Origin of the sequence: Rugamonas aquatica (assembly GCF_009380215.1) — a bacterium.
Lineage (GTDB): Bacteria > Pseudomonadota > Gammaproteobacteria > Burkholderiales > Burkholderiaceae_D > Rugamonas > Rugamonas aquatica_B.
This window is the reverse complement of record NZ_WHUG01000015.1, coordinates 86,561-101,643: the sequence shown is the minus strand read 5'-3', so window position 1 is coordinate 101,643 and position 15,083 is coordinate 86,561. Positions and strand designations below refer to the sequence as shown.

The window sequence follows — 15,083 nt, the reverse complement described above, 5'->3', positions numbered from 1 at the left end:
ACGAATACTCACGCAGACTAAACCACTTCACGAGGTACAGCATGTTCAAGAATTTACTCATCAAGTGGAAGCTCGCCGTTCTGGTCGCTATCATGATGGTAGCATTGGCGATCGTCGGCACGGCCGGCTATCGCGGCATCGTCAAGGTTGGCGGCGCCGTTGAAGAAATCGGCGTCGTGCGGCTGCCATCGATCCAGGGTCTGCTGACCATGAGCGAGGGCCAGACGGCGGTGGCGTCGGCCACGCTGTACACGGCGGTCTACGAGAACGACTATCACTCGCAGGACAAATTCGCCGAAGCGCAGGAGTTGCGCAAGAAAGCCTGGGCCGGCATCGACCGCGGCTGGAAACGCTACGAGCCGCTGCCGCAGACGGCCGACGAGGCCGTGATGTGGAAGCAGTTCACGGCGGAATGGGCCGCGTGGAAGACGATCGACGACAAGCTCGGCTCCATCATCGGCGCCATGGCCGCCAACAAGGACGAGCAGAAGCAGAAGGATTTGTTTGTCGATTTCTACGCCCAGTATCAGTTGTCGCGGCCGCTGTTCCAGAAGGCCGAGGCGACGCTGATGAAGATCGAGAAGCTCAACGAAGATATCTCCAACACCAGCGTGGAAGAGGGCACGGCGGCGGTCAAGAGCGCCGAGTGGGCGATGGTGATCGCGGCGGTGCTGTCGGCCCTGGTGGCGATTGGCTGCGCGTCCTATATCACGGCGGCGATCACGACGCCGATCAATGAGGCGGTGCAGGTGGCGCAGACGGTGGCGTCGGGCGACCTGACCAGCCGCATCGAGGTCAAGACCACCGAGGAAACCGGCCAGCTGCTGCAGGCGCTGAAGGACATGAACGGCAGCCTGATACGCATCGTCGGCCAGGTGCGCGGCGGCACGGAGACGATCGCCACGGCGTCGTCGCAGATCGCCACCGGCAATCTGGATCTGTCTTCGCGCACGGAAGAGCAGGCCAGCTCGCTGGAAGAGACCGCGTCGTCGATGGAAGAACTGACGTCGACCGTGCGGCAGAACGCCGACAATGCGCGGCAGGCCAACCAGCTGGCGGTATCGGCGTCGGGCGTGGCGGTGCGCGGCGGCGACGTGGTGTCGCGCGTGGTCGATACGATGGAGTCGATCAATGCCTCGTCGTCGAAGATCGTCGACATCATCAGCGTGATCGACGGCATCGCGTTCCAGACCAATATTCTGGCGCTGAATGCGGCGGTGGAAGCGGCGCGCGCCGGCGAGCAGGGACGCGGTTTCGCGGTGGTCGCGGGCGAGGTGCGTACGCTGGCGCATCGCTCGGCCGCGGCGGCCAAGGAAATCAAGGAACTGATCGGCGATTCGGTCGACAAGGTCGGCGCCGGCAGCAAGCTGGTGGCGGAGGCGGGCGAGACGATGAGCGAGATCGTCACCAGCGTGCAGCGCGTGACCGACATCATGGCCGAGATTACGCTGGCGACGCAGGAGCAAAGCGTGGGCATCGATCAGATCAATATGGCGGTCGGGCAGATGGACACCGTGACGCAGCAGAACGCCGCGCTGGTGGAGGAAGCGGCGGCGGCTGCGGCTTCGTTGCAGGAGCAGGCGGCGGGCTTGGCGGAAGTGGTCAGCGTGTTCAAGATGGATCAGGCATCGGTGCCGCGTCCGCAGGCGATGGCGTCGCGGCAGACCCGCGTTGCGGCCGCGCCGGCGCGTGAGCGTTTTGCGGTGGCAGCGCCTCCGGTTGCGCGCCCTGCGGTGAAAGCCGCTCCGGCCAAAGCACCGGCGCGCCAGATGGCCGCCGTGGCGTCCGATGACTGGGAAGAGTTCTAACAATAAAGTAAGCCACTATCTGGCGCAGTAGCACAGTGAGGCAGCCTTCGGGCTGCCTTTTTTTACGTGATATCACGACATTGCAATGCGCTAGCACCAGTCCTAAGATGGAGTCATCGAAGCGCAAAACCGGTTTGTATTAAGGGAGGTGATTTTATGCGCAAAGACTCTGATACCCATGACGACGTTAGAGCGCTACGAGCAGACTTAGACGTTCAAGCAGCTGAATCGCGTCGGAAGTATGGGATCGTCCTGCGGAAAGTATCCGGCCTTTTGAGCTTAGAGGTAATGATGTTCTATTTTATCGCCCGTTGCTTTCCGTAGTATATCGACGCATCCTCATTATTCGTATGCCGCGAGGCGTTTTTGCTCATCAGCCGAGAAGATGGAGTCGCGCAGTTTTTGCAGCGACGCCGGATCGGAGGCGCCCGCCAGCTGCTGGCGCTGCGCCTGGTAAGCGGCGATGCGGCGATGCCAGTCGGCTTCCTCGCGATCGACATCGGCAAGACGGGCCGCGGCTTCGGGCGATAGCGCCGCCGCGCGCATGCGGTAGACTTCATTGTCGCCCAGGCCTTGCTCGCGCGCCTTCGCCACCGCTTCCTCCAGCTTCAACACGCGGGCCGGCGCGTCGCGCTCATCGCGCACTTGCTGCGGCAGCCGCGCATCGAGCGCCGCGATGCGCTCCTTGCGCTGCGCATCGTTCAAACGCTTGTCTCCATTGATCTCCAGCCGTGCCACCGCATCCAGATCGTAGGCGTCGCTGGCGCTGAACAGGCCTTCGGCTTCCGCATCGCTGAAGTAGGAACGGCGCAGGCGCTGCATGGCTTCCAGCCGCTGGCGCGCACCCTGCGCCAGATCCGGCGTGGCAGGCACCCCGCGCTCCACATCGACCAGCGCGCGCTTGTAGGCCAGATAAGCATCCAGCAAGCGCTTGGCCTCCGCCGCCGGCGCGGCGCTCAGGCGGCGATCCAGCTCGCGGCCTATCTCCGCGCGGATCGCCTCCAGCGGCTTCTCGCCCAGCCCCGCCAGATAGTAGTCGAACAGGTAGGCCAGTTCCGCGTTGACGGTCAGCTTGTCGGCCGCCGTCTGCCGCACGTCACCGTCCGGCCGCGTGCCGATCATCGACGGCACGAACGCAAAGTAGTTGGGATCGGCGGGCTTGGCCTGCGCCGCCGGCGCCTCGCCGCGCATCAATGCGAGATACAGGCCTATGCCGGCGACTGCGGCCAGCGCGCCCACGCGCAGCAGTTTTGCGTTCGTGTCCATCGTGTGCTCCTTACAGTCCCAGTCCCTGCAGGCGATTGGCCTGCTGGCGGAAGATGGTGACAGGGCTGGTCTCGAACAGGTTGGTGATGCCGACCAGCTGATTGACCTCGTCCAGATGGTTCAGCGCATAGTCGTCGCGGATCACGCGGCCCAGGTGGCTGGAGCAGCTGCTGACCAGGCCATCGTTCTTGGCGCCTTCGAAAGCGATCGCGGTCAGTGCCAGCACCGGATCGCTGACGTCCAGCAGATTGGTGTAAGGCTGCGCGCCGCTCCACGAGAAGTAGTACACGCCGCGCACCTGGTAGTCGCCTTCGCCGCAGGCCGACGTCGGCACGCCTTCGGGATGGCGGCTGTTGAAGGCCAGCGTGCCGGCGGTGCTCAGCGATGCCGCCGCCGCGCGCGCGTTCTGCGGCAAGGTCGGGCTGCCCGACAGGAAGCTGATCAGCCCTGACACCGCGTTCGCCAGGCTGTAGGTCACGTTAGGCACGGCGCCGATCAGCACATCGGCCACCTTCGAACCCTTGTTGACGCCACCCACGCTGCTGACCGAAGCCACCAGGTCGGGCCGCACCGACGCCACATAGCGCGCGGTAGGGCCGCCGTGGCTATGGCCGATCAGGTTGACCTTGGACGCGCCGGTGGCCGCCAGGATCTGCTTGACCTGCACCAGCAGCTGCTCGCCGCGCACCTCGGTGCTGTTGGCGGCCGACACCGAAGTCACGTAGACATTGGCGCCGCCGCTGCGCAGCGCCGGGGCGATGCCGTAGAAGTAGTCGACCGGGCCGAGGCTGTCGAAGCCGAACAGCCCGTGCACCAGCACGATAGGGTACTTGGTCTGCGTGTAGCCGGCAGCCCATGAGGGAGATGGCAGGGAGGCGAAGGCGATCAGGCAGACCGCCAGATACTTCCAGAAGCGTGTTTTCATTGAAGTCTCCGATTATATTTTGAGGTCCGGGTATTTCCCCGGTCAGCAAAATGTAGCACCGAGGCGTTGGCCTTGCAGTCCGCACGCTAGGCCTGGGGAGCCAATCTGCGGCGACGCTGATGCCAGTTGTTTTCCTGGGCTATAATCGGACACAAAAATCATACAAAGAGACTATCTTGCAGGCGCGATTCGACTTCCAACAATTTCAGGCGATGACGCCACTGGACGGCGCCAATATCTGGGCCTATCTGCTCGACCACAACGCGGAACGCATCACCGTCAAGCGCCGCAAGCCGGCGCTGGAAAACCTGGAACGGATCTTCCGCGCCACCTTCAAGCTGGCCAACGATGTGGGCTTCCGCGCCATGAACCTGCGCGACCTGTGTCAGGAAACCGGCCTGTCGATGGGCGGCTTGTACGGGTACATCAGCGGCAAGGACCAACTGGCCGAGATGATAGAAGACGTGGTGCGCCACGCCACGCTGGAGATGCCGCGCCTGTTCACCGATATCACCGAACCGCTGGACAAGCTGGAAGCGCTGATGCGCGCGTCGATCTACGTGTCCGAGATTCTGCAGCCTTGGTTTTATTTCGTCTTCATGGATTCGCGCGTACTGCAGGCGGCGCAGCGCACCACGGCCAAGGAATCGGAGCTGTATGTGCAGGCCTTGTTCGCCGGGGTGATCGCGCAGATTCCGCAGCGTCCCGAAGGCAGCCCGGAACTGCTGGCCGCCCACATCATGGCGATGTTCCAGGACTGGTATGTCAAACGCTGGAAGTACCGGGCTGCGGATATCAGCCCGGACCAGTTTGCCGATAGCGCCGTGCGCATGATGCGCGGCTATCTGGCGGTGTAATTCAGGCGTTGCCGCCCTGCGTTTGCGGCAGCGCCTTGACCCAAGCGACCAATTGACGCATGGCGGGGGCAGGGTCTTGCGCGTAGCGGTGAACAATCCTGTGGTAGATCGCCCGGGCCTCCATCGCCATCCCCTTACCTTCCAATATCTTGGCGTGTTCGACGCTGCTGTCGGCGACCATGCTGCGTATATCCGGTACGTTGTCGTGCGCAAAACGCTGGTCAAGATCGGCATACGCCGCGATGGCCTGGTCGTGCCGGCCCAGGAGGGCGGACAGCCGGCCTTTTTTGAACAGGCTGGAGGCGACATGCACGCGCAGCTTGGGGTCTTCGTCCCGCCCGTAGCGTTGATCGACTTCCGCGAAGATGAGCAGGGCGCTGTCCGCTTGCTGCAACTTGAGCAGATTGGCGCTCTTGTTCAACAAATCCATGACGACGATTTCGCGCAAGGCAGGCGAGGGATCGTCGGCAAAGCGGCGATGCAGATCGTCGTGGGAGGCGATCGCCTCCACGGCGCGATCCAGTTGGGAGAACAGTAATCCGCGGTTGAACAGCGCTCGCGCCAGTTTTTCACGCAGTGGCGGCGCCGGGTCGTCGCCGAAGCGCGCGACGATCTCGTCGTAGACGGCGAGTCCTTCGGCTATCTGGCCCACGGCCGCCAGCTTGGAGCCTTTGCCTATCAGGCCGCTTGCTATCTTGACGCGCAAGCCGATGGCGGCCTGCGGACCCGCATGGCGCGCAATGCCATCCGCAGCGGTGGCCGCCTCATCGAATTTCCCCGCGCTGGCCAGCAATAGCCCTTGCTGGTGCAGTGCCTGTGCGACCAGTTCGCGCATTGCCGTCTGTTCGCTGGCGCCGAAGCGCTGCGCGATGTCGCCCAGGGCGGCGCTGGCGGCATCAATCTGCTGCAGGGCATGCAGGCTGTTTGCTTTTCTGAGCAGGCTGAATGCCACCAGTTCTTTTTCCATCGTGGCGGCGTCGTCCCGGTAGCGCCGGGTGATCTGGTCGCAATGGGCGATCTGGGCTTCCGGCCTGGCCAGGGCTTCCAGGCGCAGGCCTTTGTTGTTGAACACAATGCACAACAGCTTGCGTATCTCCAGCGTGGAATCTTGCCCATAACGCTCGATGAATTCATCATAGGCGGCCAGTTCATCTTCAAACCGGTTCAGGCGCGCCAAGGCGACGCCCTTGTCCAGCAGGCAGGCGCCCACCATTTGGCGCAGCGCCGGAAAGGGCTCGCGGGCATAGCGCTGATCGAATTCGGCGAGAGCGGCGATTTCTTCGTTGAAGCGGCCCAGTTGCCTGAGTGTCTGGCTTTTCCTCAGCAAAGTCTTTGCTGTGATTTCACCGAAGGGGGACTGCAGCGGAAAGCGTGCAAAGCGTCGTTCAATGTCGTCAAACGCCGCCAATTGCTCGTCGAACCGCCCCAGACTGCCCAGCAGCGCCTCCTTATTGCACAAACCGCGCGCCAGCACGCCGATCAGCTCATGCCCGGAGCTGTCGCCGAAGCGGCGAATCAGGTCGTCGTAGATGGAGATTTCGTCATCGATCTTTCCTGCCTGTCCCAGTTTGACTGCCTGGCTAAACAGGCTTTGCGCAACCTGCAGATTCAGATCGGCGCCGGCTTGTTCCGGGGCGGCTGCCGGATTAAACAGGGAGCGAGCAAAATCACGTATTTTTTTCCAGTGGCGATCGGACATGGTTTTTTAATTTAATTGGTCGGCGGCGGAGTCGTGGTGCCGGCTGGCTGTGGCGCTACGTTCTCTGCGCCTGGCGCCGTGTCGTCCATGTCCAGCGTGTGGCGCGCGGCGTCGCCCATGAATTCGTCGTACAGCCACTCGCCGTCCACCTGCGTCAATCCCGCCGGCACCTGGCGTTCCTGCGCCGGGCGGCCTTGCAGCGCCACCTTCATGTAGTCGATCCAGATCGGCAGCGCCACGCTGGAGCCGAACTCCTTGCCGCCCAACGATTTCGAATCGTCGTAGCCCATCCACGATACCGCGACGATGCCGCCGCCGTAGCCGGCGAACCAGCCATCCACCGCATCGCTGGAGGTGCCGGTCTTGCCGGCCAGGTCAGGGCGGCCCAGGCGGGCCACGGCGGCGCCGGTGCCGGTGCGCGTGACCTGGCGCAGCATGCTGTCGGTGACGAAGGCGTTGCGCGGATCGATCACGCGGGCGTCGTCCGGCAGCGTGGTGCGCGGCTTGGCTTCGGAGATGATCTTGCCGCTGCCGTCGACGATCTTCGCGATCAGATATGGCTCGACGGTGTAGCCGCCGTTGGCGAACACCGAGTACGCGCCCACCAGCTGCGCCGGCGTCACCGAGCCGGTGCCCAGCGCCATGGTCAGGTTCTTAGGATGTTTGGCCAGGTCGAAGCCGAACTTGCCCAGGTAGTTGTGCGCGTAAGGTACCGTGATCGAACGCAGGATGCGTACCGACGCCACGTTCTTCGATTCCGCCAGCGCGGTACGCATGGTGATCGGGCCGTCGAATTTGCCGTCGTCGTTTTTAGGGCTCCATGCCTCGTTGCCGGTTTCGGCGCCGGTCAGGTCCAGCGGCACGTCGTTGATCAGCGTCGCCGGCGAGAAGCCTTTTTCCAGCGCCGCCGAATACACGAACGGCTTGATCGAGGAACCCGGCTGGCGCCAGGCCTGCGTCACGTGGTTGAATTTCTGCAGGTTGTAGTCGAAACCGCCGACCATCGCGTGATAACCGCCCGTCACCGAATCGATGGACACGAAGGCCGCCGCCACCTGCGGCACCTGCGAGATGCTCCAGCCGTTCTTCTCCTGCATGATGCGGATCACCGCGCCTGGGCGCAGGCGCACGCTGTCCTTGGCCTTGTCGGTCAGCGCGCTGGCGGCTAGGCGCAGGCCGTCGCCGCTGATGGTGATTTCTTCGCCCGACGGATTCTGCACCTTCACCGACTTGGCGCCGACATCCAGCACCACGGCCGGGATCAGGCGGTCGCTGCTCGGGCGGCGCTGCAGCGCTTCCTCGATGGCGTCGTCGCGCTCTTCCTCGCCGGCCGGCAGCGTGATGAAGGCTTCCGGGCCGCGATAGCCATGGCGCTGGTCGTAGTTCAGCACATTGCGGCGCACCGATTCGTAGGCCGCGTTCTGGTCGGCCTTCAGGATCGTGGTGTAGACGCTGATGCCCTTGGTGTACGAGTCCTCTTTGAATTGGGCGTACACCACCTGGCGCGCCAGTTCGGCCACGTACTCGGCGTGGGTGTCGAACTCCTGGCCGCGATGGCTGACGTGCAGGGTTTCATGCAACGCCTTCTGGTACTGCTCTTCGGTGATGTAGTCCAGGTCGCGCATCGACTTCAGCACCACGTGCTGGCGTTGCTTGGCGCGCTTGGGATTGACGGCCGGGTTGTGGCGGGCCGGATTCTGCGGCAGGCCGGCCAGCATCGCCATCTCGGCGATATCCAGATCCTTCAGCGACTTGCCGAAGTAGACCTGCGACGCCGCGCCGAAACCGAACGAGCGCTGGCCGAGGTAGATCTGGTTCATATACAGCTCAAGGATCTGCTCCTTGCTGAGCGCAGCTTCGATCTTAAAGGCCAGCATGACCTCATTGAGCTTGCGGCCGTAGAATTTCTCGCGCGTGAGGAAGAAGTTGCGGGCCACCTGCATGGTGATGGTGGAGCCTCCCTGGCGCATGGCGCCGCCCAGGTTGGCGCGCGCGGCGCCGAGGGCGCGGCGCCAGTCGATGCCGTTATGGTCGTAGAAGCGCTTGTCCTCAATGGCCAGCACGGACTTCTTCATCATCTCCGGAATATCCTTGATCGGCACGAAATCGCGGTGCTCCTCGCCGAATTCGCCGATCAGGGCGTTGTCGGCGGTGTAGATGCGCAGCGGGATCTTGGGCCGGTAATCCGTGATGACTTCCAGCGACGGCAGGTTGGGCGCCACGTACAGCAGCATGTAGGCCAGTAGCAGGCCGCCGGCGATCAGCGCGGCGACGCCGGCCAGGACGAAGCCGCGAATGGCGTTGCGGCGGGTCAGCCATTTGGACATAACAGTGGGGGAAGCAGTCAAGGCGTAGTCTCACGGTAGCATTGGTAGGCGCGATTATAGACCAACACAATTTGGGCACTCTTAAATCAATCGGACCGGAAAAGTGGTTTTTTATGCAAATTCGGTCACTCAACCCTATGACTATTGGTGATTTTGTCGTAACGTAACAGATATTCGATTCAACTACGCTTTACTACCGGGGAAGACATGGCGGAACCGCAGCACACTCTCGATTGCGACGTTCTCATCGTAGGGGGCGGCATCAACGGCGCGGGCATCGCGCGCGACGCGGCGGGGCGGGGGCTGTCGGTGGTGTTGTGCGAGAAGGATGACCTGGCCTCGCACACCTCGTCGGCCTCCACCAAGCTGATACACGGCGGCCTGCGCTATCTGGAGTATTACGAATTCAATCTGGTGCGCAAGGCGCTGATCGAGCGCGAGGTGCTACTGCGCGCCGCGCCGCACATCATGTGGCCGCTGCGCTTCGTGATGCCGCACGCGCCCAGCCAGCGTCCCGCGCTGATGATACGGGCCGGCCTGATGCTGTACGACCTGCTGGCCAAGCGCGAGCTGCTGCCGGCATCGGCCGGCATCAACCTGCGCACGCACGCTGCGGGCAAGCCGCTCAAGCCGGAGTTCCAGCGCGGCTTTATCTATTCGGACGGCTGGGTCGACGATGCGCGGCTGGTGGTGCTGAACGCCATCGACGCCTGCGAAAAAGGCGCCACCATCCTGACCCAGACCGTGTGCAGCGCGCTGACGCGCAAGGCTGACGGCTGGGAGGCGTCGCTGCACAAGAGCGGTTGCGGCGACTTCCGCGTCAATGCGCGCTACGTGGTCAACGCCGCCGGGCCGTGGACAGCGGACTTCCTGCATTCGGCGCTGCCCAAAGAGGGCCGGGGCAAACTGCGGCTGATCAAGGGCAGCCATATCATCGTCAAGCGCATCTTCGAACATGACAATGCCTACATCTTCCAGCACCCGGACGGCCGCATCGTGTTCGCGATTCCGTACGAGCGCGATTTCACGCTGATCGGCACCACCGATCTTGATTACCAGGGCGACGCCGGCCAAGTCGCCATCAGCGAAGACGAAATCGCCTACCTGTGCGGGCTGGCCAGCCAGTACTTCGTCAAGCCCATCATGCCGGCCGACGTGGTGTGGACCTATTCCGGCGTGCGGCCGCTGGTGGAGGACGGTGCCGACGCCAAGGCCGTCACGCGCGACTACCGGCTGGAAGTCGACAGCGAAGGCCCTCCGATGCTGAGTGTCTTCGGCGGCAAGATCACCACCTTCCGCAAACTGGCGGAGGAGGCGGTCGACCAGATCGCCAAGGCACTGGGCAATCGCCACGGCGCCTGGACCCACAACGCCTGCCTGCCGGGCGGAGACCTGTTCGGCGCCGAGCCGCAGAACCGCTCGGTGCTGGAGTTCGACACCTGGGTGCGCAATGTGCAGGGCCGCTACAGCTGGCTGCCGCAGTTGCTGGTGGCGCGCTACGCCCGCGCCTACGGCACCCGCATCCACACGCTGCTCGGGAAGAAGGACGATGTCGCCGCGATGGGCGAAGAGATCGCGCCGGGCCTGTACGCTGCGGAAGTGGAGTACCTGCGGCGCTACGAATGGGCGCGCACCGCGCAGGACATCCTGTGGCGGCGCTCCAAACTGGGCTTGCACCTGCCTCCGGACACCGGCGACAAACTGCAAGCCTGGCTGGCCGCCAATCCCTTCCAGTACAAGCAGGCAGCATAAAAAAATACCACCAGCCAGAACGCGCTCAAGATCGCGCTCTGTGCCGGTGGTATTTTTCTTGGTACTAGGTGTACTTACTTCACGCCGTGCATCAGCTTCTGAATCAGCGGTGCGATCAGGAACAGCAGCGCGCCGCCAGCCATCAGCGACCAGAAGCCGAAGGTGTAGCCGGACAGCGCCGACGTCACCGACATGCCGCTCTCGCCGCTGACCGCCGAAGCGAAGATGCCCGACAGGTTGTTGCCGATACCGGTAGACAGGAACCAGCCGCCCATGCCCAGGCCAACCAGGCGGGTAGGAGCCAGCTTGGTCACCATCGACAAGCCGATAGGCGACAGGCACAGCTCACCGATCGATTGCAGCACGTAGACCATGAACAGGGTCCAGAACGGGATGTGGTTGTCGATGCTGACCAGCGACGACAGCGCGAACATCAGCAGGCCGAAAGCGGCGCCGTTAAACAGCAGGCCCAGGCCGAATTTACGCGGGATCGACGGGTTCTTGTTGCGCATGGCGACCCAGATGAACGCGATGATCGGAGCGCAGGAGATGATGGCCAGCGAGTTCACGGTCTGGAACCAGGCAACCGGGAAGGTCCAGTTGAACATCTGGCGGTCGACGATCTTATCGGCCAGGAAGGTGAACGAGCTGCCTGCCTGTTCGAAGAACATCCAGAACATGATGTTGAAGAAGAAGATCAGCAGCATGGCGATGACCTTGTCGCGAGCGACCTTGCCGTTCTTGATACCTTCGACCAGCAGCATGATCGACAGCAGGATGAACAGCGCCGACAGCACGATCTGCAGGTTCTGCGCGCCGGCAGCCAGCAGGAAGTAGACCACGGGGATCACGCAGAACGAGCCCAGAACCACGTACAGCACGCGTTTCGGATCGGAGTTCGATGCATCCGGAGCGCCGATGCCTTGCAGCTTGCGGCGGCCGATGAAGAACCACACCAGGGAGATCAGCATGCCGACGCCGGCCGACATGAACACCACTTTATAAGCAGGCATGCCGTTGGAGCCGAAGATGGCGGTCGCCAGCCACTCGGTCAGCACCGGTGCGACCATCGCGCCCGAGTTGATGCCCATGTAGAAAATGGTGAAGCCGGAATCGCGGCGGGTATCGGCGGCGCTATACAGCTTGCCGACCATGGTCGAGATGTTCGGTTTGAACATGCCGTTACCGACGATGATGGTGGCCAGGCCGAGTTGGAACACGGTCTGGTTAGGGAGCGCGATCATGAACAGGCCGGCCGCCATGAAGGACGCGCCGACGAGGATGGAGCGCTGATAGCCCAACACGCGGTCGGCGATATAGCCGCCGAACAGCGCGGCGGCGTAGACCACGGCCAGATAGGAGCCGTAAATCAGGTTTGCAGGGGCCTCACCGGAGGGGTCGCCATTGTAGAACTGCGCCACGACGTAGAGCACCAGGGCCCAACGTATGCCGTAGAACGCGAAACGCTCCCAGAACTCGGTCATGAACAACATCCACAGCGGAGCAGGGTGACCCATGATCTGCTTGAATTCGGGAATAGCGACTTCCGTATTGGTGGTGGTAGCACCGCTCATGCGGCTTCTCCTAATTTTATGATCTATGAAAAGTGTCTCGGGTTCCCTCGTGGGGAGCCAAATTGGGCGCCATTTTAATCTACAAATCGCTCCGGCCGTACATTTTGATGGCCTGCCTGCAAAGATATGTCTTTTGTGCTAATAAATGTGTACTTTCCTGCTATGGCAATCTCCGCCCCAAAATCTTCCGGTTTGTCGTATATTGGCACTGCAGGCTTACCTGTAATGCATCGGAATGCATCGAATTTGAATAAGGATTTACGCATCATGGAACATGACGTTGTCGATACCCTGATTTCACCCGAAGGCCATCTGGAAGTGCTTTCGAAGGCGGAAGTGAACAAGCTGCTCGACACTAGCCAGGGCGGCCTCTATAACATCTTCCGCAATTGCGCACTGGCGGTGCTCAATTGCGGCAGCACGATCGACGATGGAAAGGAACTACTGGAACGATACAAGTCGTTTGAGATCAGCATTGTGCAGCGCGAGCGCGGCATCAAGCTCGATATCAAGGGGGCGCCGGCGATCGCTTTCGTCGACGGCAAGATGATCAAGGGGATCCACGAACACCTGTTCGCGGTGCTGCGCGATATCGTCTTCGTCAGCAATGAGGTGAGCGACAATCCTAAGTTCGACATGGGCAGCACCGAAGGCATCACCGACTCGGTGTTCCACATCCTGCGCAACGCCGGGGTGCTCAAGCCCATGCTCAATCCTAATCTGGTGGTGTGCTGGGGCGGGCATTCGATCAACCGCGCCGAGTATAACTACTCGAAGGAAGTCGGTTATCAAATGGGCTTGCGCGACCTGGACATCTGCACCGGCTGCGGCCCGGGCGCGATGAAGGGCCCGATGAAGGGCGCCACCATCGGCCACGCCAAGCAGCGCTTGCACAAGGGACGCTACCTGGGGATCACGGAGCCGGGCATCATCGCGGCGGAATCGCCCAACCCCATCGTCAACGAGCTGGTAATCATGCCGGATATCGAGAAGCGGTTGGAGGCCTTCGTACGCACCGGCCATGGCATCGTCGTGTTCCCAGGCGGCGCGGGGACGGCCGAGGAGATCCTTTATATACTGGGCATCCTGCTGCATCCGGATAACGCCGACATTCCGTTCCCGCTGGTGTTCACGGGGCCTGAGACCTCGCGCGAGTATTTCGTGCAGATCAACCAGTTCATCCACGATACGCTGGGCCCAGAGGCGCAGCAGCGCTACAAGATCATCATCGACGATCCTGAGCTGGTGGCGCGCGAGATGCAGGCGGGGATCAAGCAGGTGCGCGAGTTCCGCAAATCCCGCAGCGATGCCTACTACTACAATTGGGGCCTGAAGATCGACCAGGAATTCCAGCATCCGTTCGCGCCGACGCACGAGAACATGCGCAACCTGAGCCTGCACAAGAACCAGGAAGTGCACCTGCTGGCGGCGAATCTGCGCCGGGCGTTTTCGGGCGTGGTGGCGGGTAACGTCAAGGATGAGGGAATCCGCGCGATCGAGAAGTTCGGTCACTTCGAAATCCACGGCGACAAGGGGATCATGGGGCCGATGGATGCGCTGCTGGCGTCCTTCGTATCGCAGCATCGCATGAAGCTGGCGGGCAAGCAGTACACGCCTTGCTATCGGGTGATCCAGTAACATCAACCGGCGTCCGCATGCAGCCCGCGCGGACGCCGGACATCTTCAGGCGATCATGGCCGAACCAATTTCCATCCAGTGCCTGTGCGGCGCTGTGCATATTGAGCTGAGCGGCGAGCCGGCAGCGCGGGCGAACTGCCATTGCGGCTCATGCCGCGATTTCTACGGAACGCCGATGCTGTCGGCGACGGCGTGGCCGGCATCCGCCGTGCGCATCGCGAAGGGCGAAGCCGTCACGTTCGCACACCCGACCAAGCAGTTGTCGCGGGCATTTTGCGCCGGATGCGGTGAAACGCTGTTCGGCACGAATCGGCTCGACATGCGGGTTGTGCCCAACGCCCTGGTGGCGCGTGCATCGGGCGGGGTGCTGCCGGGGAATCTGAGTCCGACCATGCATCTCTTTTACCGGCATCGCATCATCGATGTCTCCGATGCGCTGACCAAGTATCTGGAGGGCTGGGACGGCCCGGAGCTTTCGCAGTAGTAGTATACCTCTACATGTCTGACGGTTAGCTGTGACAATCCGTGCATTTCCATGGGCTTCGATTCGCTACACTACGCGACCTTGATAATCAGGCGCTTCCCATTCCGGCTGGCGCGAGCACATGACTTACCCGAATCAACCCATGCAGTACGCGGGATTCCGCAAAAGAATTTCAGCACAATTCGTCGATTTCTTTTTCATGTTGCCCTTAATTGGCCTCGTGTTTTGGATTGAACAACAATATAAAACGTTTGCATTGATTGAGCCTGTCCTGATGCTGGGCGTTGGCCTGTGGTTCAACATCTACATGGTGAAGAGGTATGGCGGCACACCCGGCAAGGTGCTGCTTGGACTGCGGATCGTCAGCGTCGATGGCCGACCGGTCGATTACCAGCAGGCGGTGCTGCGTTATTCCGTATCGTTCATGCTTGGCGCCGCAGCTTCGGCGGCAACGGTGATCGCGACAATGAAAATGCCCGAGGCGGATTACTATGCGCTCGGAGTTCTGGAGCGTTCCTCAAAAATAGACCAACTGGCGCCGGCCTGGTGTGGCCTCGTCACTATTTTGTCGAACATCTGGATCTGGGGCGAGTCGATTATCACGCTGACCAATAAACGCCGGCGCGCACCGCACGATTTTATGGCTGGAACAGTGGTTATCTACGCTCCCTGAAAGGCGACATGTCAATCGGGCGAGGCCTTTTTAAGTCATGCGCTAGAGTGGCGAAAATGGCAATCACAGAAAATCGCCCC

The 15,083-nt window shown here is 62.0% G+C and carries 11 protein-coding genes; 6 read left to right on the top strand and 5 right to left on the bottom strand.

Features of this window, described 5'->3' with window-relative positions; translation table 11 throughout:
- Window positions 1-41 precede the first annotated feature (41 nt).
- Window positions 42-1,808, top strand: a complete 1,767-nt coding sequence (locus tag GEV02_RS26700) for a methyl-accepting chemotaxis protein (protein WP_152840936.1) — start codon at window positions 42-44, stop codon at window positions 1,806-1,808.
- A gap of 342 nt (window positions 1,809-2,150) precedes the next feature.
- Here GEV02_RS26700 and GEV02_RS26695 read toward each other — a convergent pair whose 3' ends face one another.
- Together GEV02_RS26695 and GEV02_RS26690 are read right to left on the bottom strand one after the other, a co-directional pair.
- Window positions 2,151-3,074, bottom strand: a complete 924-nt coding sequence (locus GEV02_RS26695) for a lipase secretion chaperone (protein ID WP_152840935.1) — start codon at window positions 3,072-3,074, stop codon at window positions 2,151-2,153.
- Between the two features lie 10 nt (window positions 3,075-3,084).
- On the bottom strand, window positions 3,085-3,999 hold the full coding sequence (locus GEV02_RS26690; protein ID WP_152840934.1) for a lipase family alpha/beta hydrolase: 915 nt from the start codon (window positions 3,997-3,999) through the stop codon (window positions 3,085-3,087).
- 176 nt (window positions 4,000-4,175) lie between these two features.
- On the opposite strand from GEV02_RS26690, the gene GEV02_RS26685 reads away from it, so the two are divergent.
- Entirely contained in the window at window positions 4,176-4,856 is a 681-nt protein-coding gene (locus GEV02_RS26685) for a TetR/AcrR family transcriptional regulator (protein ID WP_235922964.1), read from the top strand.
- 1 nt (window position 4,857) lies between these two features.
- Here the strand turns inward: GEV02_RS26685 and GEV02_RS26680 are convergent, their stop codons facing one another.
- Both GEV02_RS26680 and GEV02_RS26675 read right to left on the bottom strand, forming a co-directional pair.
- Entirely contained in the window at window positions 4,858-6,555 is a 1,698-nt protein-coding gene (locus tag GEV02_RS26680; RefSeq protein ID WP_152840933.1) for a tetratricopeptide repeat protein, read from the bottom strand.
- Window positions 6,556-6,566: 11 nt separating this feature from the next.
- Window positions 6,567-8,882, bottom strand: coding sequence for a penicillin-binding protein 1A (locus GEV02_RS26675; protein WP_152840932.1), 2,316 nt, complete (start codon window positions 8,880-8,882; stop codon window positions 6,567-6,569).
- A gap of 207 nt (window positions 8,883-9,089) precedes the next feature.
- On the opposite strand from GEV02_RS26675, the gene glpD reads away from it, so the two are divergent.
- Window positions 9,090-10,634, top strand: a complete 1,545-nt coding sequence (glpD, locus tag GEV02_RS26670; RefSeq protein ID WP_152840931.1) for a glycerol-3-phosphate dehydrogenase — start codon at window positions 9,090-9,092, stop codon at window positions 10,632-10,634.
- Between the two features lie 74 nt (window positions 10,635-10,708).
- Here the strand turns inward: glpD and GEV02_RS26665 are convergent, their stop codons facing one another.
- Window positions 10,709-12,208 carry a peptide MFS transporter gene (locus GEV02_RS26665; protein WP_152802108.1) on the bottom strand — a complete coding sequence of 500 codons (1,500 nt, stop codon included), beginning with the start codon at window positions 12,206-12,208 and terminating at the stop codon, window positions 10,709-10,711.
- A 267-nt stretch (window positions 12,209-12,475) separates the two neighbouring features.
- Here GEV02_RS26665 and ppnN point away from each other — a divergent pair, with 267 nt between their 5' ends.
- From ppnN to GEV02_RS26650, 3 genes are all read left to right on the top strand, one after another.
- Window positions 12,476-13,846: a nucleotide 5'-monophosphate nucleosidase PpnN gene (gene ppnN, locus GEV02_RS26660; protein WP_152840930.1), complete on the top strand. Its 1,371-nt coding sequence runs from the start codon at window positions 12,476-12,478 to the stop codon at window positions 13,844-13,846.
- A gap of 55 nt (window positions 13,847-13,901) precedes the next feature.
- A complete protein-coding gene (locus GEV02_RS26655) occupies window positions 13,902-14,330 on the top strand; it encodes a GFA family protein (protein WP_152840929.1) in 429 nt (142 codons plus the stop codon).
- Between the two features lie 121 nt (window positions 14,331-14,451).
- Complete coding sequence (locus tag GEV02_RS26650) at window positions 14,452-15,003, top strand: RDD family protein (RefSeq protein WP_152840928.1); 552 nt, start codon at window positions 14,452-14,454, stop codon at window positions 15,001-15,003.
- Window positions 15,004-15,083 lie beyond the last annotated feature (80 nt).

What these genes read in the sequence shown, in the direction of transcription:
- GEV02_RS26700 (WP_152840936.1), top strand. Translation starts at nt 42, where the DNA reads ATGTTCAAGAATTTACTCATCAAGTGGAAGCTCGCCGTTCTGGTCGCT.
- GEV02_RS26695 (WP_152840935.1), bottom strand. Translation starts at nt 3,074, where the DNA reads ATGGACACGAACGCAAAACTGCTGCGCGTGGGCGCGCTGGCCGCAGTC.
- GEV02_RS26690 (WP_152840934.1), bottom strand. Translation starts at nt 3,999, where the DNA reads ATGAAAACACGCTTCTGGAAGTATCTGGCGGTCTGCCTGATCGCCTTC.
- GEV02_RS26680 (WP_152840933.1), bottom strand. Translation starts at nt 6,555, where the DNA reads ATGTCCGATCGCCACTGGAAAAAAATACGTGATTTTGCTCGCTCCCTG.
- GEV02_RS26675 (WP_152840932.1), bottom strand. Translation starts at nt 8,882, where the DNA reads ATGTCCAAATGGCTGACCCGCCGCAACGCCATTCGCGGCTTCGTCCTG.
- glpD (WP_152840931.1), top strand. Translation starts at nt 9,090, where the DNA reads ATGGCGGAACCGCAGCACACTCTCGATTGCGACGTTCTCATCGTAGGG.
- GEV02_RS26665 (WP_152802108.1), bottom strand. Translation starts at nt 12,208, where the DNA reads ATGAGCGGTGCTACCACCACCAATACGGAAGTCGCTATTCCCGAATTC.
- ppnN (WP_152840930.1), top strand. Translation starts at nt 12,476, where the DNA reads ATGGAACATGACGTTGTCGATACCCTGATTTCACCCGAAGGCCATCTG.
- GEV02_RS26655 (WP_152840929.1), top strand. Translation starts at nt 13,902, where the DNA reads ATGGCCGAACCAATTTCCATCCAGTGCCTGTGCGGCGCTGTGCATATT.
- GEV02_RS26650 (WP_152840928.1), top strand. Translation starts at nt 14,452, where the DNA reads ATGACTTACCCGAATCAACCCATGCAGTACGCGGGATTCCGCAAAAGA.